The sequence below is a fragment of the Spirosoma migulaei genome (genome assembly GCF_054776855.1).
The window spans coordinates 322,253-339,833 of sequence record NZ_BAAHBG010000005.1 but is presented as its reverse complement, the minus strand read 5'-3'; the positions used below and the strand labels follow the sequence as shown (position 1 = coordinate 339,833).

Below are 17,581 nucleotides of genomic sequence, written 5' to 3'. Positions count from 1 at the left end.
AGCTTACTGCTCATCAGCACTGGGCCCGTAGCTTCCGGGAATGGGTATGTCCAGTAATCGAAGAAAGACGCCTAGCTGGGCGCGGTGGTGAACGATCTGGCAAAACGCCGTTCGTACAACCTCATGCCGGGGTGAAACGAAATAGACTTCCTCTCCATTTCGCAAGGTCCAGGGTTCGTTCAGAATGGCTTCATTTTCGGGCACTAATTGCGATTTACCATCTGCCAAACACGTTTCCATATAGTTCATTAGTTCGGCGGTAGTATTAATCACGTCTTCCTTGTAGGGATTCGCGGCAAAATCCAGCCCATCTGTTGTTAAGGCCATGGTTACCCAGGTTGGCAGGTTGGCAATATGGGCAGCCAATTGTCTGACCGTCATGCTTTTTTCGTGAGGTTTCCAGTCGTACTTATCATCGGGAATACGCTCAAGCATTTTGCGGGTTGTCTTCGCTTCCTGCTCCATTTCGGTCAAAAACATCGGGATCAGTTCCATAGAATCGTCGTTGGTTTATTGTTGAAACAAAGGTAAATGACCCCTGTGACAGCCCTATGTCAGTAGGGTTTTCCAAGTATTAATTCGACTTGTAGCTTCCGAAAAGCCGCCCGCCAACATAGCCTTTATCACAACAATCCAACTACTTTTGTATAAATACCTTTAGCTTTTGCCACGTATGAGAGTTAGCTACCTGCTTAGTATCGGAGGGGTTTGCCTTGCCTTGATCGGTTATGGTCAAAAACCGATTTTCTCTACGCCGTTAAGCCCCCGTCTGGCGAATTATCAGATCGATGTAAAACTCGATCCAGTCACAAAAAAACTGGATGGACGAGAAACGCTTACCTGGAAAAATCCGTCCAACGATGTAATCCGGGAGTTACAGTTTCACCTGTACCTGAACGCCTTCCGCAACGAGCAATCGACGTTTATGCGGGAATCAGGTGGGCAATTGCGGGGCGACCAGATTGACCGAAATGCGAAAGAAAATCCTTATGGTTCTATCGACATCGTTTCGATGAAGGTTCGCGGGGGGGAGTCTTTAGCCTATCAATTTTTTCAGCCCGACGACGCAAATCGTGACGATCACACGGTAATTCGGGTGCCGTTAAGCAAACCCGTTGGACCGGGCGAGACGATTGTGCTCGACATCGCCTTTCGGGCTAAGCTCCCTAAGATTTTTGCCCGCACAGGATTTAGTCGCGACTTTTTTCTGGTAGGCCAGTGGTTTCCCAAAATTGGCGTTTACGAACCCGCCGGAACCCGCTATCAACCTGCTGGTCCAGGTGCAACAGGCCGCTGGAACTGCCATCAGTTTCATGCCCATTCCGAGTTCTATGCCGATTATGGTGTTTATGATGTGAACATCACCACGCCAAAAGACTATTGGGTGAGCGCGGTTGGCCTTTACCAGTCCGAAAAACTGCATAGCAACGGCACAAAAACAATCCTCTATCATGCCGAAGATGTAGTCGATTTTGCCTGGACGGCTTCGCCCCATTTCAAGGTTATCAACGACAAATGGAAACGCCCTTCGGGTGGCGAAGTTGCCATAGAGTTGGTCATGCAACCCGAACATGTCCATCAGGCGCAACGCCATCTGGATGCCGCAAAAGCCGCGTTAACCTATTTCGATAAGCACCTCGGCAAATACCCCTTTCCGAACCTAACCATTGTCGATCCTCCGCTACACGCCAGCGGTTCATTCGGGATGGAATACCCAACCTTTATTACAGCCGGAACAGCTTCGTTTTTACCCGCCGGAGCCCGTTTTCCGGAAGAGGTAACGATTCATGAATTTGGGCACCAGTATTTTATGCAGTTGCTGGCTACGAATGAGTTTGAGGAAGCCTGGCTCGACGAAGGCTTCAATCAATACTACGAAGGCCGGATCATGGACGCCACCTACGGCGCTCGTTCGTCTCAAATCGACTTATTTGGGTTTAGATGGGGAGACTTAGAAAGTTCTCGGGATAGCTATGTGCATCAGGATAACCCAGCCCTTGGGTCTTCGTTTGGCAATACATGGCAGTTGCCCGACGGTCAATACGGCGTGTTGACTTATTCTAAAACAGCAACCTGGATGCGCACCCTAGAAGGCTTGGTTGGCCGACCGGTAATGGACGAAATCATGCAGACGTACTTCATTCGCTGGAAGTTCAAGCACCCCGACGGCCAGAACTTCATCGACATTGTAAATGAACTTGTTCCGAAACGGCTTGGTACTAAATACGGCCCAAATATGGACTGGTTTTTCAAGCAGGTACTGTATGGCGATAATGTAGTGGATTATGAGTTGCTATCAATTAGAAACAGAAAACGGGATGGTCAGCAGCAGTCTATTGTAACCCTACAAAACAATGGCGATGCCGCGATGCCAGTTGATATTTTAGTGCATTTCGACAATGGTCATGAAGTGATGTTGTTCTGGGATGGCAAAGGCCGTCAGCACCAGTTTACGGTTAGTGAGAACGCCAAAGCGGTTTGGGCGAGTGTTGATCCGAAACAGAAGATTTACATGGACACCAACCTCAACAATAACAGTTTAACCCTGGAGCCATCGTCGGCTCCGGCCGCTAAATTTGCTACTAAGTTTTTGTTCTGGATCGAAAACTGGATGCAGTGGCTGGCCTGGCTGGCGTGAGATTGCGCATCTTTTTTGTATATTTCGGTAAATAAGCGACTACGATAATGAGCATTCAGGAAATGAAAAGTCGGATTCATCATTTAGTAGATGAAACTGAGGACGAAACCAGGCTTATTTTCTTTCTATATGTAGCCAATCAATTGTTGGCAGAGCAACCTGATTATGATTTTTTAAACGAAAAGACGTTGGATCAACTGATACACGTATCAGCGTTGGTTGATGCTTTCCCTATAGGCAAAGGTATAGACCCCACCGTCCTCACCAGCAAAATCCGAGAACGATTTACACAAGTGTAGCCGAAGATTATCGTGTGAACGGAGACATTAAGCAGTCAAGAAAATTCAAAATGAACTATATCCTGTGTGACCCCGATGGGGTCAGATGTTTCTAGAAAGACCATAGTTGCTATAAACATTTGACCCCATCGGGGTCAAACAAAGTGTCAATGATTTAATCTGATTTTGCTTGATTGCGTATTTCATTCAGCGGAAATAATTTTATCAATCAAACCTAATTAATGCGTGACCTTCCCCGAAATAAACGACCTACTGGCCACCCAATTCGGCTCTGACCTACAGGCAAACACCCAAAATCCACAACCTTACCTAACCGTTCCAGCCAGTCAGCTAGTAACCATTTGCCAATTTCTCCGCGACGATGACCGGCTATTTTTCGACTTGCTCGCCTGTGTTACGGGTATCGACAACGGTCCTGAAGCCAACACAATGGAGGTTATCTACAACCTTACCTCGATCCCGTACGACCACGATCTGATGCTGAAGGTAGTCATACCGCGTACTACGAATAGCACCGGCTTACCATCGGTACCAACTATATCAAACATCTGGCGAACCGCCGACTGGCACGAACGGGAAACCTTTGACCTGCTGGGGATTCAATTCGAAAATCACCCCGATCTCCGTCGAATACTCTTGCCAACAGATTGGGTTGGCTATCCGCTCCGTACTGACTATCAGGAACAGGAGCAATACCACGGCATAAAAACGAAGTAAGCAGCAGGCTTTTTTACGATGAAGTTGACTGTTTCCGGTTTTCGTTTGTTATTGCTGTATCTGTTCTCCTGAACCAATGAAAAATCCTGCCCAATACCTGTTAGGCCTGCTACTCGCAGCCTATAGCCTGTTGCCATCAGTATGTTCCGCCCAAACGGATTCGGTTGTGATAACGGGGCGAATTCGCCATTTATCGGCCCGATTATATCGGGAGTCTCCAACGGTACTTATCAGTCGCAATAATATTCTACAGGCCAGTCGTGAATTAGTCCGTCCGGCACCACTGAATGTAGATGGTACATTTCGGGTGTCGCTACCGCTGATATTCCCACAGGAAGAAATGTATTTCAATTATGGTCGTATCTCAACCGCTTTTCTGGCATCTGCCGGTACGCTCACGATTGACCTGGATGCCGATTCCCTATTTACGGTTGCCGTACCCTTCCGGTTTGGGGGCGTCAATGCCCAGGTAAATCAGCAATTTGCCCGGTACAAGGCATTCGAGGCCACTTATCCGAATAAACCCGATGGCAAAAAAATAACAACCCAGGTTACCAATGCCAGCGATGATGCGGTTTATCGGTTGGTATCCACGGCTTATCAGGCCCCATTCAGGGCGTTCTCGGCTCAGGAAAAACCCTATCCACTTCTAAAACGGTGGGTTGGTTATGCAGATCGGTACAACGCAGCGGCCTTCATTTATGATAAAGCCGCGTATGAAAATGATGAACTCACTAAATTATTGAACGATTCGTTGCGCCCTCCTAATGACCAGTTACTAACGGCAGCACGAGCATCGGCCATGAACCGGTTTGCCAATTACGCAACGCAGCGGGTTACCACAGAAGTGAACCGCGCAAACGGGCTAACCGTACGGGCTTTGGCACTTTTGCTGGAACGATATGGCAAAAACCTAACAGCCGAAGAACGTATCCGGCTTAGTGATTATGCCACCACAAATTCAGCCCGTGCGTCTGATTTGAAATTTTTCGATGGGCTGGTAAAACGCAGTCCCGATACGCTCCAACGGCTGGTCAATTATGAGTTGATGATTCAACGGAGTATACGCCAGTTCGATAGCACAGCTGTCGATTATCTGGCGGCCTATTGGCTGGCTAATTCATTACCTGGTCTCACGCTTAATTTTGCCCGGTTACTGTATGATTACGCTCGCCCACAGGTAAAAAATGTCACACTGGCACAATCGCTCGATGAGCTTTATCGGCTCGAAGTAAAAGATAGTACCCGCATCCGGGCAGCCATACAAATCTTGCGTAAAGCAGGCCTGTCGGCCAATAGTCTGGAAATTTCGCCGGGTATATTTATGACCCGCAATGACATGGGTAATGGTTCATCCCTCCTCGATCAGGTTGTTAATGCCAACCGGGGGAAAGTGATTTATTTACTTATGGTTTCTCCCTCCGATGAAGCCGGGCGGCAGGCTGCCCTGGATGCCCAACGCCTGCGAAACACCTACAGCTCCCGCGATTTTGCGCTGGTCTATTTACCCGTACCCGATACCGACAAATCACTTTGGCCTGAGATAGCCACACGCTATAATCTTTCCGGCGACCATTTACTCTTAACCAATACCCAACTTCTTGATGCCGTTCAACGACTTCGTGCTGATGATGATATGTCGGCAGCCATTATCAATCGAACGGGGAAGATCGTAAAACGAAACGCGCCCTTGCCGGGCGCGTTCGATGAGGTCAGGAAAGAACTCGATAAAAACCTCTGAGTTTTAAAATAAGCGTCATTTATTGTCAAGAGTGGTCAGGTATTGACCTACTATACCTGACCACTCTTGACTATGAATGCTTACCAATTATAATCCATATTGATCCAGCAAATAGATCAGAGCCGCCATTGAAGCCGCACCTAGCTCAAGCTCTCGCTGGCTAACGACTTCAAAATTATCCACGGCCGTATGGTGGTAATCGAAATACCGTTGCGAATCTGGTTTAAAGCCAAACAGTACCGTGCCTGATTGAGCCAGAGGGCCAATATCGGCTCCGCCCCCACCCCCACCAATTTCCAGCAGGCCATAGGGAGCCAGGAGCGGTTTCCAGGGCATTACTTTGGCGCGTTGTTCGGGTGTTCCAACAATACCGAAACCACGTGGCGTAAAGCCTCCCGCATCGGACTCGACGGCGGCCATATGCTTCTCGTTATTCTTTTTGGCCAGATCAGCGTATTGCACTCCTCCACGCAAGCCGTTTTCTTCATTCATGAACATAACTGCGCGTAGTGTCCGTTTCGGCTTAATGCCTAAGGCTTTGAACAGTCGAAGCACTTCAATTGACTGCATGCAGCCAGCGCCATCGTCCTGTGCGCCTTCGGCCAAATCCCAGGAATCCAGGTGGCCACCAACCACAATGATTTCGTCAGGCTTCTCGCTCCCTTTAATCTCACCGACCACGTTGTACGACTTCGCATCGGGTAGGGTCTCGCAGCTTTGTTTGAAGTAAAACGTCAGGTTCGGATTCTCTTTTAACGACTTGCTTAATAAATCGGCCCCATTTGTACTGATAGCTGCCGTCGGAATCAGGGGAACTCCCGTACCGTACCGCATGCCGCCTACGTGCGGGTAATCGTCATGCCGGGGATTCATTGAGCGGACAATTGCCCCAACGGCACCGAGCTTGGCAGCTTCGGTGGCTCCATTAGCGCGTTGATCAACCGCTCCACCATAAGCCTCGAACGTATTGATTTTTGTCGGGTCCATCGGGCGATTGTAAAACACAATCTTCCCTTTCACTTTATCAGCACCTAATGCCCGCAATTCAGGAAAGCTTGTCACCTCAATCACACTAGCCTCTACCCCTTTTGGGCCTGTTGCTACCGATCCGCCCAAAGCGGCAATGGGCACGGTCGTTTTCTGCTTGCCATTCTGAATATAAGCTACTTCTTTGGCTCCCCGCACCCAATGGGGTACCATTACCTCTTGCAAAAACACTCGATCAAAGCCCTCTTTCTCCATCACCTGCTTTGTCCAGTCAACCGCCTTTTGTGCACCCGTAGAGCCACTCAGGCGTGGACCAATCTGCTTCGTGAGGTGACGTAGCCATTCATAGGATTTCCCGTTCGAGAGTGCTTCATTGTAAATCTTTCGGATAGCGACGGAATCGGTAGTTTGTGCCTGCGTATACCCGACGATCAATGTAAAGAGAAGTGTAATTATTTTTTTCATTGTAGAGGTTGTATTGGTTAAGAAGGCAATATACAGAAAAGCCCGGCTGCTTTCCAGCAACCGGGCTTTTCGTGGTCCTTGTCAAACACGCTGCAAAGCTATCCCTATATGCCATAGCGTGTCGGCGGTCAAGTCCACTTCACCGTCAAGCCATTCTACGTAATACTGTCGATTCTGCACGTTGTTGAATACATTGGGATTATGCAGGGGCTTAAACGCTTCGGCTTGCATATATTGAGTGATATCCGCAATTTTTTCAATGCCATTGTCAAACGTACAGGCCAATCGATAACCATCAAGGGGTGTTATACTAGTCAGGAACCACATGGTATTCTATTTTAACGCGTCGATTTTAAAAACAGTACTACCTTCCGTTGGAAGCCGCCAATTAGCCATCAGCTCATCTTCATGTATCTCCACCCAGGCTTGGACTAGCTTCAATTTCCCAGTCGGAAAATTCCCCGTAAGTAAAGTGCCTTAAGGAATAGAAACGACCGCCTTTCGGCTGGAATATTCTACATGGATATGAGGCAAATGGTGTTCTTTATTGTCAAAATAAAACATTCGGATAATAATCCCATAAAGCATGGATATGACAGGCATAAACAAACGATTACAAGTTACTAATCAATTATAACGTTTTTGTTAAACATAAGCCCGGCTGCTTTCCAGCAACCGGGCTTGTCGTCTCCCCTCGCCTGATTCGGGTGAGGGATTGAGAGTGAGGGAAATTACATATTAATTGCCCGCTTATCAGTAGCATCCAGACAGGCTTCCTTGAACGCTTCCGTATAGGTCGGGTGGGCGTGCGACATGCGCGATACATCCTCGGCCGATGCCCGGAATTCCATTGCTACGACTGCTTCGGCAATCATATCGGCAGCACGCGCGCCAATCATGTGAACGCCCAGAATTTCATCGGTTTCCTTGTGCGCTAACACCTTTACGAGTCCGTCTACATCCATACTCGCCCGTGCCCGACCGAGTGCCTTAAACGGGAAGGAACCGACCTTGTAAGGGATACCTTCCTGCTTTACTTCCTCTTCGGTGTAACCTACTGAGGCAACTTCTGGCCAGGTATAGACTACGCCCGGAATCAGACGATAATGAATGTGTGGTTTTTGACCCACAATGGTTTCGGCAATGAAGGTACCTTCTTCTTCAGCTTTGTGCGCCAGCATAGCACCCCGAATCACATCGCCAAGCGCGTAGATATGCGGAACATTCGTTCGTAGGTGTTCATCCACCTCAATTCTACCCCGATTGTCGGCTTTCACATCAGCAGCTTCAAGATTTAGGCCGTCGGTGTAAGGACGACGACCTACCGAAACCAGGCAGTAATCGCCGGTGAGTGTGATTTGCTCTCCCTTTGGGGTATCGGCGCTAACCACAACTTCATTGCCCGTGTTTTCTACCTTCGTGACTTTGTGGGAGAAATAGAAATCGGCACCAAGCTTTTTGATGGCTTTTTGAAGTTCTTTACCCATCGTTTTATCCATTGTCGGAATCATCGAATCAGCAAACTCCACAAACGAAACCTTCGCGCCAAGCCGGGCATACACTGACCCTAATTCGGCTCCAATGACACCGGCTCCAATCACGATCAGGTGTTTCGGAACTTCCGTTAGTTTCAGGGCTTCGGTTGACGTAATGACACGCTGCTTATCGATGGGCATCGACGGAAACGACGATGGTTTCGAACCCGTGGCAATAATGATGTTCTTACCGGTAATCGTCTGCTCAGACCCGTCGGCTTTCGTTATTTTAATGGTGTGGGGGTCCACAAACGAACCGACGCCGTGTATTTCGTCGATTTTATTTTTCTTCATCAGGAAATTGATGCCCTTCGTTGTCACATCAACAACTTCCTGCTTGCGTTTAATCATTTGCGCCAGATCAACCTGTAAATCAGCCAGTTTGATGCCGTGCTCGGCGAAGGTATGGGCTGCATTGTAATAATGCTCCGACGAGTCGAGTAGCGCCTTCGACGGAATGCAACCAACGTTGAGGCAAGTGCCCCCCAGCGATGGGTACTTTTCAATAATGGCCGTTTTTAGTCCGAGTTGAGCACAGCGAATGGCACCTGTGTAGCCGCCTGGCCCCGAACCAATCATAATCACATCGTATTCCATAGTGTCAGTTAGTACAGGTTTGAGGTCCGAAGTTTGAGGTTTGAAGTTAGGCGTATACATTCGAGTATGAATCAACCTAGAACCTCAAACTTCGGACATCAAACTATTTATTTAGATAGCATTCCGACTGCAAATTTGGTTCAGAATTTGATTACCCAAACCGATTTGTAAAAATTCGTGTTGGTGATTCCGTAAGGCTCGCTTATCTGGAGTCGTTTTATTGTGATTTATGCGCTTCGTTTATCCCCCTCTCTTCCTACTTACGCTGGTAATCAGTAGCTGCACCGATTCTACTCAGCAAACCCAGCCAACTGTGTATTACGACGTTCTTGGTTTTGTCAAACAACAGATTACTGATCTCTCGACCCAGAAACCGTTAGTTAAAAAAGTTGTTGGTATTAACGAAACCCGTAACCAGCAGGCGATTCGGGATATCAATTGGAGCCATGAACTGGAGTTGTTTACGCAGGCCGATATTAACAAACCTGCCCTCCGAAGCAGCTACCAGATTGCCCGGCCTGATTCGATGACCTTTCAGTATACGCTAAAAAATTCGGAGGAGCGGTTAACGGTTCGGTCGCTCAAAGTGCAGATTGATTCAGTCACACATCAGCCGCGCCGAATAGAAGCCGTTTTGCAAACCAATAATCCGCTCTACTCGTCAGTACGCAATTTGCTGCTCGAAAGTGGGCCAACGGGTGGTCAATGGCGTGTGCAACACTACAAACTGACGGGCTTTCAGAAACTCCCCTATTTCGACAAGAACGAATTTTTAGTAGAAGGGCGAGTGGAATAATCATCAACTTAGCATCTCCAGAATCAACCGCACGAGTAGACCCGAGAACCCCAAATTTACGCTAATCAGGCTTTTTCCAGATTCGATAACACAGGGAGAATGAAAATGAAGGTCGTTCCTTCGTTAGGGCCGGAATGAATCTCATACCGTCCTTGAATCAGGTCCATACGGGCCTGAATATTATGCAAGCCCATACCGGTTGCATCATTTGGATTCAAGCCACAACCATTGTCTTTCACTATCATATTCAGCTCATTATTGAACCGACGGAACAATATTTGGGCTTCTGTTGCTTCGGAGTGTCGAAGAATATTGCTGCACAGTTCAATGCAAATCGAATATAAGTTAAACTCGGCGGTTTTATCTAGGCGGGGCAATTCAGCGTTTTCTAAGCTGAACACAATTTTTTGGCTAAGATTAAGCTTGTGAACCAGTCGCGTGAGAGCTTCCGATAAGCCTTGTTTCTCCAGTTCGTCAGGTTGCAGATTGTGGGACAAGTACCGTATTTCGGCAAACGCTTCCTTACTCATATTCAACAGATTATGATAAATCTGTTGTTCTCGATCAGCCATCTTTGCGGGATTAAGGGCTGACAAGCTTGTTTTAATGGCCGCCAGTAAGCCACCAAGGCTATCGTGTAAATCGGCCGCCATGCGCTTCCGTTCGAGGGTTTGACCACGCAATAAGGCTTCTTCTATTTCGCGGTTTTTAGCCCGTAGTTGGTCGTTGGCGAGTTTCAATTCAATCGTTCGGGCGAGTACTTTATCTTCCAGATCATGATTGAGGGCTTCAATTTCCAGTTTCTGACGGTTGATCAGCCGATTTTTACGGTAATAAACGGCCGCAAAACCAAACAGCATGGCCAGCCCTCCAACCAACACAATCCGCAACAGACTAGCCTGTTCGATATCGTGGCTCAGTTGGTCAATATGTGCCCGTTGCTCCAATCGGGTTTTCTGCGATTCGGCCCTTAGCCGCTCAGTTTCAATTGACTGCTTCAAATGATTCATCCGGGTTTCGCTGGCGAGTTGATCGCGTTCCGCTTCCGATCGCAGTCGGTCCAGTTCAGCTTGCCGACGCACATTGATCAGTTGCTGCTGCTGAATAAATCGCTCTTTTTCGGCAGCAACCCTAACCTGATTGATATCGTATTTTTTCTGTACGGCCGATAGCTCCTCTACGCGCTTGAGGTTGGTCAGGCTATCGCGAAGTATACTGTACTCCTCATACATAGCCAATGCCTGCTCGGGTTGATTCGCCAGACGGTAGGCTCGGTACAACGATTGGGTAGCCATCTGCCGAATTCGATTATAACCGGCCTCCCGAGCAACAGCCACCGCTTTTTCGCCAAACTCGATAGCCAGTTTAGGCTGATTGATCTGGGTGTAACATTCCGATAGTCGCGCCCACACGGCGGCTTGTCCTGGAGGGTCCTTTAATTGAGTCCAAACCGCAAGCCCTTCCTCAAAAACGTCAATGGCTTGTTCGGGCTGTTGCCGACTAAGGAAGAAATCCCCTAGCCGTTCATCAGCATAGGCTACATTGATCTGTGAATGGGTATCTAGAGCAATTTGGCGGCTCGCTTCATATTGTCGGCGCGCCTGCTCATACAGCCCTTTTAGTTCGTAAACTTCGCCAATCTGGCTGATTGCCTGACTGGTCAGAAGCTTTCGGTTTTTGGGCGTTAGTGATTTATTAAAACTCAGTAAAGTCAACGAAAGCTGATAACCCGCCAGAGCATTGTCGTACTCCTTCAGCAACATATAAATGTCACCCATATTCATCTGCACCTGCCAGCGGGGGGAGCTTTCACGGGGCAATTTCACACATAGTTCAGAAGCTCGCTGATTAATCTGGAGTGCATGTGGATAATCTCCCTTAACGATCCTGATATAATATTCCTCTAACATCAAGGCTCGGACAGCGTAGAGATCATTATGATAGATCAGGGCTTGTTCTTCCAGCTGTTTCGCGTACAGAAAACTACTATCGCGTTGCTGCCCGCGCATTTGCTTAAAAACAAGCGCCATAAACCGTAAGCCTTCCAGCCGCAGGGTATCGTTACTTTGTCCACGAGGCAAACGGGCAGTAAATTGTCGGTGTGCCCGGCCAAGCGACAGCAAACTATCCATATAGGCGGTATCACTCCGCCGATCGAAATTCAGTTCCGGCAGTTTAGGACATGATTGGGCAAAGCAGGTGGCACACCAGCCGAGCATTGCCATTCCAAGCCAAACTGATCTCATAGATAACTACCAACGTAAAGCAAAGCTGATCTAAAGCACGAAAATACTGATTTAGCACAGTAAATCAAGGCATTGGAGCTGGTAAAGGTTTATTTTTCAGGACAACGTATACTGTTAGACCTCCATAGGCCGGTCCGAAGAAAAACTACCTTGCCAATTGCATATCTGGTGACTAAAACTACCTTTGCGCTCCCCTATTAAAAAAAGTTAATGTCTAATTTAAACGCTTGGCCTTTTAATTGAATCTATATCGAGTAATCAAACGTAAGTACAATAATTTCCACGAATAAGCTATATTTAGCTTGTTATCCTTATTGCAGTATTATTTCTTGTGGTAAATAGAAGTTTTTAAGGAAAAAACTACCGTTTGGCAGATTTTTTGCACTGTATATTTGGATTTAAACAGAATAATTTAGTATCTTCAAGGCTGGATTACATTAAGATTCTAAAAAACATAACCTCCCTATACACTATCGACACACAACTCTACGTTACCTAATTGTCTTACTGAAAATGGAAAAAGCCCAGGTAAACGACAGTGAGTTGATTTCCCTGTACATCCGTGGTAATGAAAAAGCCTTTGCCAAATTAGTGCAACGGCACAAATCGAAGATTTACACAACTATTTATCTGATTGTTAAAGATCAGTACGTAGCAGAAGATTTAATGCAGGACACGTTCATCAAGGCCGTGGATACGCTTAAGTCGGGTAGATACAACGAGGAGGGAAAATTTCTACCCTGGATTATTCGAATCGCTCACAACTTGGCCATTGACTATTTCCGAAAGGATAAACGCTACCCCAGTGTGGTGTTTGAGGACGGAAGCAGTGTGTTCAATACACTTGAGTTTGCGGAGGATTCAGTAGAATCACTCCAGATTCGACAAGAAACACACGAGCACCTACGTGAGTTGATTCAGCGGTTGCCGGAACAGCAGCGTCAGGTACTTATTATGCGGCACTACGAGGAAATGAGTTTCCAAGAGATTGCCGATGCAACCGGCGTCAGTATAAACACGGCTTTGGGACGTATGCGTTATGCGCTGATTAATCTGCGCAAACAACTGAGCAAACGTTCGCCGAGTTATGATAAAAACATTTACCCAAGATGATGTAATCCGGTATGTCTATGAGGAGACCTCGCCAGAGGAGAATCTGCTCATTGAAGATGCCCTAATGTCGGAGCCGGATCTGATGACGTTCTTCCTCGAAGCCCTGGAACTCAGGGCGTTGATGAATAAGATAGAACGCCAGCCACGAAAAAACACGGTTCAGACTATTCTGAATTACTCCAAACACCATCCAGCAAACCCACCTGCTCGTTTACGAAGTTCGTAACGAACAGATGGGTATTGCTATTTCTGTAGCGCGGTTGGAAAGCCGCGTAGTGGAAGCTATTTTATCGAAATTTTCTACAAGATAAGCCCTCAGCTACGCGATTTCTCAGCCACGCTACTTCCTGCTATGCAAAAAAAAGAACGGTTCCGGCGTTTTATCGAGTACTTCACCGAACATTACCCTGAACCCAAAACGGAACTGAACTTTAGTAATCCCTATGAATTACTGGTTGCCGTAATTTTATCGGCGCAGTGTACCGACAAACGGATCAATCAGATTTCGCCAGCTTTATTCGCCCGATTTCCAGAAGCAGAATCATTGGCGGCAGCCTCGGCCGATGAGGTGTTCACTTATATCCGTAGTGTCTCCTACCCCAATAATAAGGCAAAGCACTTAGTGGGAATGGCCAGGACGTTAATGGAAAAGTTCGAAGGGGAAATTCCGGCAACAGTCGAAGAATTACAGACGTTACCTGGTGTGGGCCGAAAAACAGCCCATGTGATTTTGTCGGTCGTGTATAATGAACCAACAATGGCAGTCGACACGCACGTATTTCGTGTTTCGCACCGAATTGGTTTGGCACCACTCACGGCCACCACTCCATTAGCAGTCGAAAAAGCCCTGATGGCTCATATCCCAAAGCAATACGTTCCCAAAGCACATCATTGGCTCATTTTGCATGGCCGTTACATATGCCTTGCCCGTGCTCCTAAATGCGAGGTGTGTGCGTTGCGAGAGTTTTGTAAATATTATGAAAAAGTAATAGGAGCGAGGAGTTAGGAGTGAGAATCCATCCGGCAGCAATTAGTTTACGGCAGCCATTCTCACTCCTAACTCCTCGCTCCTACTACCTCGATACTAATACTGCTCTGTACCCGCAAAGAAGAAACTACCTTCGATTTCAGCGTTTTCGTCCGAATCCGACCCGTGAATAGCGTTAGCTTCGATCGACTTGGCATATAGTTTCCGAATCGTTCCTTCCTCTGCCTGGGCTGGGTTTGTAGCACCAATCAGTTTACGAAAATCAGCGACGGCGTTTTCCTTTTCGAGAATCATGGGAACAATAGTGCCCGATGACATATAGGTCCGCAGATCGTTGTAGAAAGGGCGTTCGCGGTGAACGGCGTAGAATTGGCCAGCCCGCTCGCCGGTTAGTTGCGTTTTACGGATGGCTACGATCCGGAAACCCGCTTCTTCAATCATCTTGATAATTGCACCTGTGTGCCCAGCCTCTACGGCATCGGGCTTAATCATTGTGAATGTTCGGTTCGTTGCCATTCTAATTCTTTGTATCCAAATTTTATTCGGCGCGAAGGTACAGACTTTCGACTTAAATGCCATTCAATTCGCTAGCGCTCATTGGTTTTTGCCACAGAGATTCACAGAGAGTAAACGAGATACACAGAGAAATAACTACCAAATTCTCTGTGTATCTCGTTTACTCTCTGTGAATCTCTGTGTTACAATTTTTCTATAGAACGTAAATCGTCCATCCCAATTAGTATTATTCGTACTTTTGGGTTTCGATTACGGCTTCGGCTGTTTATGTATGCAAGACATTGAAGCAATTGGCACGCTTATCGGACACCCGCAAACCGTGCTGATTACCACCCACCAGAATCCCGATGCCGATGCGATGGGGTCATCGCTGGGGCTGGCCGGCTATCTCCGCAAAAAAGGCCATCGGGTTACGGTTGTAACTCCGACTGACTATCCGCAAAACCTTCACTGGATGTCGGGTAACGATAGCGTAATTGCGTTTGAGGAAAAAGTGAGAGTATCGGTGAGTCAGTTACTGGAAGAAGCAGATATTATTTTCTGCCTCGATTTTTCGAACCTCGACCGAATCCGCGATCTCGGGCCCATGGTCCGACAGTCGCGCGCTCAAAAGGTGCTGATCGACCATCATCTCGAGCCCGAGGCATTCGCCAATTTGGCCCTTTGGGACCCAACGGCTGCATCGACAACCCAGTTGATTTTCCGACTTATCGTAGAGTTAGGCGACAAAGATCTGATTGATATCCCGATTGCCGAATGCCTGTACTCAGGCCTGATGACGGATACGGGTTCGTTCCGCCACTCGAATACAACAGGCGATGTGCATCGTATGGCTGCTCAATTGCTGGATCTTCATATTAATGTGAGCAGCATTCACCGGCGGATATTCGATAATGTAACGCTCGACAAATTCCGGTTGTTGGGCTACGTACTGAACGAAAAATTGAAGGTACTCCCCGAATACAAGTTCGCGTATATTACCCTGACCGATGCCGAGTTGAAGCGCTATCGGTCTAAAACCGGCGATACGGAAGGTATAGTCAATTATGCGCTGGCTGTTGAAGGGGTTGTCATGGCCGCGATTTTAATTGACAGAAACGATGAAATCCGCATGTCGTTTCGATCGGTTGGTGATTTTTCGGTACGTAACCTGGCTAGTGCTCATTTCGACGGAGGAGGCCATCGGAATGCCGCTGGTGGACGCTCGAAATTATCGCTGGCCGAAACGGAAAAGAAGCTTTTGTCTGTAGTGCCTCTATACCAGCAGCAACTGCTGGAAACTGTTTAAAAATTAGTATAAACCAAGTAATCTCTCATGTCTCTTAAAAATTTCGGGAAAGCCGCCCTACTTGTTGCTGTGGTAGCAGCCTGCGGTAAAAACCGCCAACAGGTGACGGAAAACGGCCTGAAGTACACAATTCACGAACAATCGGAAGGAACGCGTAAAGGGAAAGTCGGTGATATTTTAACACTGCACCTTACGCTGATGAACAACAAGGACTCGGTTCTGCGCGACACGCACAAAGAAGGTGCTCCGTTTCAGATGTTATTGCAGGTTCCGCCTTTCAAAGGCTCTTATGAAGAAGGCCTGACCATGTTGGGTAAAGGTGATAGCGCTACGTTCTACGTGAGTGCCGATTCGTTGTTTACACGGGCTATGCAACCGCTGCCTCCAGGTGTTCAGAAAGGTACCGACATCGGTATCGCCGTGAAAGTGGTGAATGTGCAGACAGAGGACGAATATAAGAAGACTCAGGCTGCCGACATGGAAAAGCAAAAAGGTATCGATGCAAAAGTTATCGAAAACTACCTTGCTAAGAACGGTATGACAGGTAAAGCCCAGAAAACGGAATCGGGTGTTTATTATGTGGTAACGCAACCCGGTAGTGGCCCAACACCCCAGAAAGGTGAGGTCGTTCAGGTTCACTACACCGGTAAACTGCTGGACGGTAAAGTCTTCGACAGTTCGCGTACAAACCCACAGGCGGGCGGCAAACCAGCTCAGTTCCAACTCGGTGTTGGCATGGTGATTCCAGGTTGGGAAGAAGGCGTTAGCAAATTGCACAAAGGCGAAAAAGCGACGCTGATCATTCCATCAACACTGGCTTATGGCCCACGCGGAAACCAGGCAATTCCGGCCAATTCGGTCCTGTTGTTTGATATCGAACTGATCGACATCCAGAAAGGTCAGGCTCCTCAACCAGGAATGCCACAAATGCCACAGCAGAGTCGGTAGTCCATTAACTTTTTTAGAAAGCCGTTTGCAGTTATTGCTGTAAACGGCTTTTTTTGTTCATGATGGAACTCTGTTTTGCCACAAACAATCAACACAAACTCGACGAAGTTTCCGGCCAACTCGGCAACTCGTTTGTGATTAAAACCCTACGCGATATTGGCTGTACCGATGAACTGCCGGAAACTACAGGCACCATTCCGGGAAACTCACGTCAGAAAGCTGATTACGTCTGGACGCATTTTGGTATTTCCTGCTTCGCCGATGATTCAGGCCTGGAAGTTGCCGCGCTTAATGGAGAGCCGGGTGTCGATTCAGCACATTACTCGGGTAGCCGGGACGCGCAGAAAAACATTGAAAAACTGTTGGGCAAACTAGGCGGGACGAGCAATCGTAAGGCACAGTTTGTGACGGTCTTCACGCTCGTTCTACATGGTGTAGAGTACCAATTCGAAGGGGTTATTGAAGGCCAGATTCTAACCGAACCTCGTGGTACGGGTGGCTTTGGCTATGATCCGGTTTTTCAGCCGGACGGCTATGATCGAACGTTTGCCGAAATGAGTATTGAGGAAAAAAATGGAATGAGCCACCGATCACGAGCATTAGCCAAAATGGTAGCTTATCTGGAAACGCAAACGAAGTTTTAAAACAGCTATTTGTTTTCTGTCATTCCGACGCCAGGAAGAATCTCAAGCTTGACTAATAGAGGA

General features: G+C 47.6%; 17 protein-coding genes and 1 pseudogene. 11 read left to right on the top strand and 7 right to left on the bottom strand.

Annotated elements, in window-relative coordinates; all coding sequences use genetic code 11:
• Positions 1 to 3 precede the first annotated feature (3 nt).
• A complete protein-coding gene (locus tag ACYVGO_RS06995) occupies positions 4 to 495 on the bottom strand; it encodes a DinB family protein (RefSeq protein WP_142775952.1) in 492 nt (163 codons plus the stop codon).
• Between the two features lie 178 nt (positions 496 to 673).
• Between ACYVGO_RS06995 and ACYVGO_RS06990 the strand changes: the two genes are divergently transcribed.
• From ACYVGO_RS06990 to ACYVGO_RS06975, 4 genes are all read left to right on the top strand, one after another.
• Positions 674 to 2,638, top strand: a complete 1,965-nt coding sequence (locus ACYVGO_RS06990; RefSeq protein ID WP_460968567.1) for a M1 family metallopeptidase — start codon at positions 674 to 676, stop codon at positions 2,636 to 2,638.
• Positions 2,639 to 2,685: 47 nt separating this feature from the next.
• The gene (locus ACYVGO_RS06985; RefSeq protein ID WP_142775954.1) at positions 2,686 to 2,937 is read left to right on the top strand and encodes a hypothetical protein; all 252 of its coding nucleotides are present in this window, start codon (positions 2,686 to 2,688) and stop codon (positions 2,935 to 2,937) included.
• A gap of 225 nt (positions 2,938 to 3,162) precedes the next feature.
• Positions 3,163 to 3,654 carry an NADH-quinone oxidoreductase subunit C gene (locus ACYVGO_RS06980; RefSeq protein ID WP_460968565.1) on the top strand — a complete coding sequence of 164 codons (492 nt, stop codon included), beginning with the start codon at positions 3,163 to 3,165 and terminating at the stop codon, positions 3,652 to 3,654.
• A gap of 76 nt (positions 3,655 to 3,730) precedes the next feature.
• Positions 3,731 to 5,395: a hypothetical protein gene (locus ACYVGO_RS06975; protein WP_460968564.1), complete on the top strand. Its 1,665-nt coding sequence runs from the start codon at positions 3,731 to 3,733 to the stop codon at positions 5,393 to 5,395.
• 87 nt (positions 5,396 to 5,482) lie between these two features.
• Here the strand turns inward: ACYVGO_RS06975 and ACYVGO_RS06970 are convergent, their stop codons facing one another.
• The 4 genes and pseudogenes from ACYVGO_RS06970 to lpdA form a co-directional block, all read right to left on the bottom strand.
• The gene (locus ACYVGO_RS06970; protein ID WP_460968562.1) at positions 5,483 to 6,847 is read right to left on the bottom strand and encodes a M28 family peptidase; all 1,365 of its coding nucleotides are present in this window, start codon (positions 6,845 to 6,847) and stop codon (positions 5,483 to 5,485) included.
• 81 nt (positions 6,848 to 6,928) lie between these two features.
• The gene (locus tag ACYVGO_RS06965; RefSeq protein ID WP_460968560.1) at positions 6,929 to 7,174 is read right to left on the bottom strand and encodes a DUF2442 domain-containing protein; all 246 of its coding nucleotides are present in this window, start codon (positions 7,172 to 7,174) and stop codon (positions 6,929 to 6,931) included.
• A gap of 6 nt (positions 7,175 to 7,180) precedes the next feature.
• A pseudogene (locus ACYVGO_RS06960) lies at positions 7,181 to 7,411 on the bottom strand (DUF4160 domain-containing protein).
• 167 nt (positions 7,412 to 7,578) lie between these two features.
• On the bottom strand, positions 7,579 to 8,979 hold the full coding sequence (gene lpdA / locus ACYVGO_RS06955) for a dihydrolipoyl dehydrogenase (RefSeq protein ID WP_460968558.1): 1,401 nt from the start codon (positions 8,977 to 8,979) through the stop codon (positions 7,579 to 7,581).
• A gap of 229 nt (positions 8,980 to 9,208) precedes the next feature.
• On the opposite strand from lpdA, the gene ACYVGO_RS06950 reads away from it, so the two are divergent.
• Positions 9,209 to 9,775 carry a hypothetical protein gene (locus ACYVGO_RS06950; protein WP_460968556.1) on the top strand — a complete coding sequence of 189 codons (567 nt, stop codon included), beginning with the start codon at positions 9,209 to 9,211 and terminating at the stop codon, positions 9,773 to 9,775.
• 65 nt (positions 9,776 to 9,840) lie between these two features.
• Here ACYVGO_RS06950 and ACYVGO_RS06945 read toward each other — a convergent pair whose 3' ends face one another.
• Entirely contained in the window at positions 9,841 to 12,021 is a 2,181-nt protein-coding gene (locus ACYVGO_RS06945; RefSeq protein ID WP_460968555.1) for a tetratricopeptide repeat-containing sensor histidine kinase, read from the bottom strand.
• A 513-nt stretch (positions 12,022 to 12,534) separates the two neighbouring features.
• Between ACYVGO_RS06945 and ACYVGO_RS06940 the strand changes: the two genes are divergently transcribed.
• The 3 genes from ACYVGO_RS06940 to nth all read left to right on the top strand — a co-directional run bounded on the left by ACYVGO_RS06940 (position 12,535) and on the right by nth (position 14,140).
• Positions 12,535 to 13,134: an RNA polymerase sigma factor gene (locus ACYVGO_RS06940; protein ID WP_018617705.1), complete on the top strand. Its 600-nt coding sequence runs from the start codon at positions 12,535 to 12,537 to the stop codon at positions 13,132 to 13,134.
• The gene (locus ACYVGO_RS06935; protein ID WP_460968553.1) at positions 13,109 to 13,360 is read left to right on the top strand and encodes a hypothetical protein; all 252 of its coding nucleotides are present in this window, start codon (positions 13,109 to 13,111) and stop codon (positions 13,358 to 13,360) included. The genes ACYVGO_RS06940 and ACYVGO_RS06935 overlap by 26 nt, the downstream gene beginning before the upstream one ends.
• 126 nt (positions 13,361 to 13,486) lie before the next feature.
• Complete coding sequence (gene nth, locus ACYVGO_RS06930; RefSeq protein ID WP_460968551.1) at positions 13,487 to 14,140, top strand: endonuclease III; 654 nt, start codon at positions 13,487 to 13,489, stop codon at positions 14,138 to 14,140.
• 78 nt (positions 14,141 to 14,218) lie between these two features.
• Here the strand turns inward: nth and ACYVGO_RS06925 are convergent, their stop codons facing one another.
• Entirely contained in the window at positions 14,219 to 14,638 is a 420-nt protein-coding gene (locus tag ACYVGO_RS06925; RefSeq protein ID WP_142775964.1) for a nucleoside-diphosphate kinase, read from the bottom strand.
• A gap of 271 nt (positions 14,639 to 14,909) precedes the next feature.
• On the opposite strand from ACYVGO_RS06925, the gene ACYVGO_RS06920 reads away from it, so the two are divergent.
• The 3 genes from ACYVGO_RS06920 (at position 14,910) to rdgB (ending at position 17,518) form a co-directional block, all read left to right on the top strand.
• Entirely contained in the window at positions 14,910 to 15,926 is a 1,017-nt protein-coding gene (locus ACYVGO_RS06920; protein ID WP_460968549.1) for a DHH family phosphoesterase, read from the top strand.
• 27 nt (positions 15,927 to 15,953) lie between these two features.
• Positions 15,954 to 16,874 carry an FKBP-type peptidyl-prolyl cis-trans isomerase gene (locus ACYVGO_RS06915; protein WP_142775966.1) on the top strand — a complete coding sequence of 307 codons (921 nt, stop codon included), beginning with the start codon at positions 15,954 to 15,956 and terminating at the stop codon, positions 16,872 to 16,874.
• A 62-nt stretch (positions 16,875 to 16,936) separates the two neighbouring features.
• Entirely contained in the window at positions 16,937 to 17,518 is a 582-nt protein-coding gene (gene rdgB, locus ACYVGO_RS06910) for an RdgB/HAM1 family non-canonical purine NTP pyrophosphatase (protein ID WP_460968851.1), read from the top strand.
• The last annotated feature ends 63 nt before the right edge of the window (positions 17,519 to 17,581 follow it).

Coding starts and splice junctions, on each gene's coding strand:
- ACYVGO_RS06940 (WP_018617705.1), top strand. CDS start 12,535: ATGGAAAAAGCCCAGGTAAACGACAGTGAGTTGATTTCCCTGTACATC.
- ACYVGO_RS06995 (WP_142775952.1), bottom strand. CDS start 495: ATGGAACTGATCCCGATGTTTTTGACCGAAATGGAGCAGGAAGCGAAG.
- ACYVGO_RS06985 (WP_142775954.1), top strand. CDS start 2,686: ATGAGCATTCAGGAAATGAAAAGTCGGATTCATCATTTAGTAGATGAA.
- ACYVGO_RS06935 (WP_460968553.1), top strand. CDS start 13,109: ATGATAAAAACATTTACCCAAGATGATGTAATCCGGTATGTCTATGAG.
- ACYVGO_RS06920 (WP_460968549.1), top strand. CDS start 14,910: ATGCAAGACATTGAAGCAATTGGCACGCTTATCGGACACCCGCAAACC.
- ACYVGO_RS06915 (WP_142775966.1), top strand. CDS start 15,954: ATGTCTCTTAAAAATTTCGGGAAAGCCGCCCTACTTGTTGCTGTGGTA.
- nth (WP_460968551.1), top strand. CDS start 13,487: ATGCAAAAAAAAGAACGGTTCCGGCGTTTTATCGAGTACTTCACCGAA.
- ACYVGO_RS06970 (WP_460968562.1), bottom strand. CDS start 6,847: ATGAAAAAAATAATTACACTTCTCTTTACATTGATCGTCGGGTATACG.
- rdgB (WP_460968851.1), top strand. CDS start 16,937: ATGGAACTCTGTTTTGCCACAAACAATCAACACAAACTCGACGAAGTT.
- ACYVGO_RS06965 (WP_460968560.1), bottom strand. CDS start 7,174: ATGTGGTTCCTGACTAGTATAACACCCCTTGATGGTTATCGATTGGCC.
- ACYVGO_RS06950 (WP_460968556.1), top strand. CDS start 9,209: ATGCGCTTCGTTTATCCCCCTCTCTTCCTACTTACGCTGGTAATCAGT.
- ACYVGO_RS06925 (WP_142775964.1), bottom strand. CDS start 14,638: ATGGCAACGAACCGAACATTCACAATGATTAAGCCCGATGCCGTAGAG.
- ACYVGO_RS06990 (WP_460968567.1), top strand. CDS start 674: ATGAGAGTTAGCTACCTGCTTAGTATCGGAGGGGTTTGCCTTGCCTTG.
- ACYVGO_RS06975 (WP_460968564.1), top strand. CDS start 3,731: ATGAAAAATCCTGCCCAATACCTGTTAGGCCTGCTACTCGCAGCCTAT.
- lpdA (WP_460968558.1), bottom strand. CDS start 8,979: ATGGAATACGATGTGATTATGATTGGTTCGGGGCCAGGCGGCTACACA.
- ACYVGO_RS06945 (WP_460968555.1), bottom strand. CDS start 12,021: ATGAGATCAGTTTGGCTTGGAATGGCAATGCTCGGCTGGTGTGCCACC.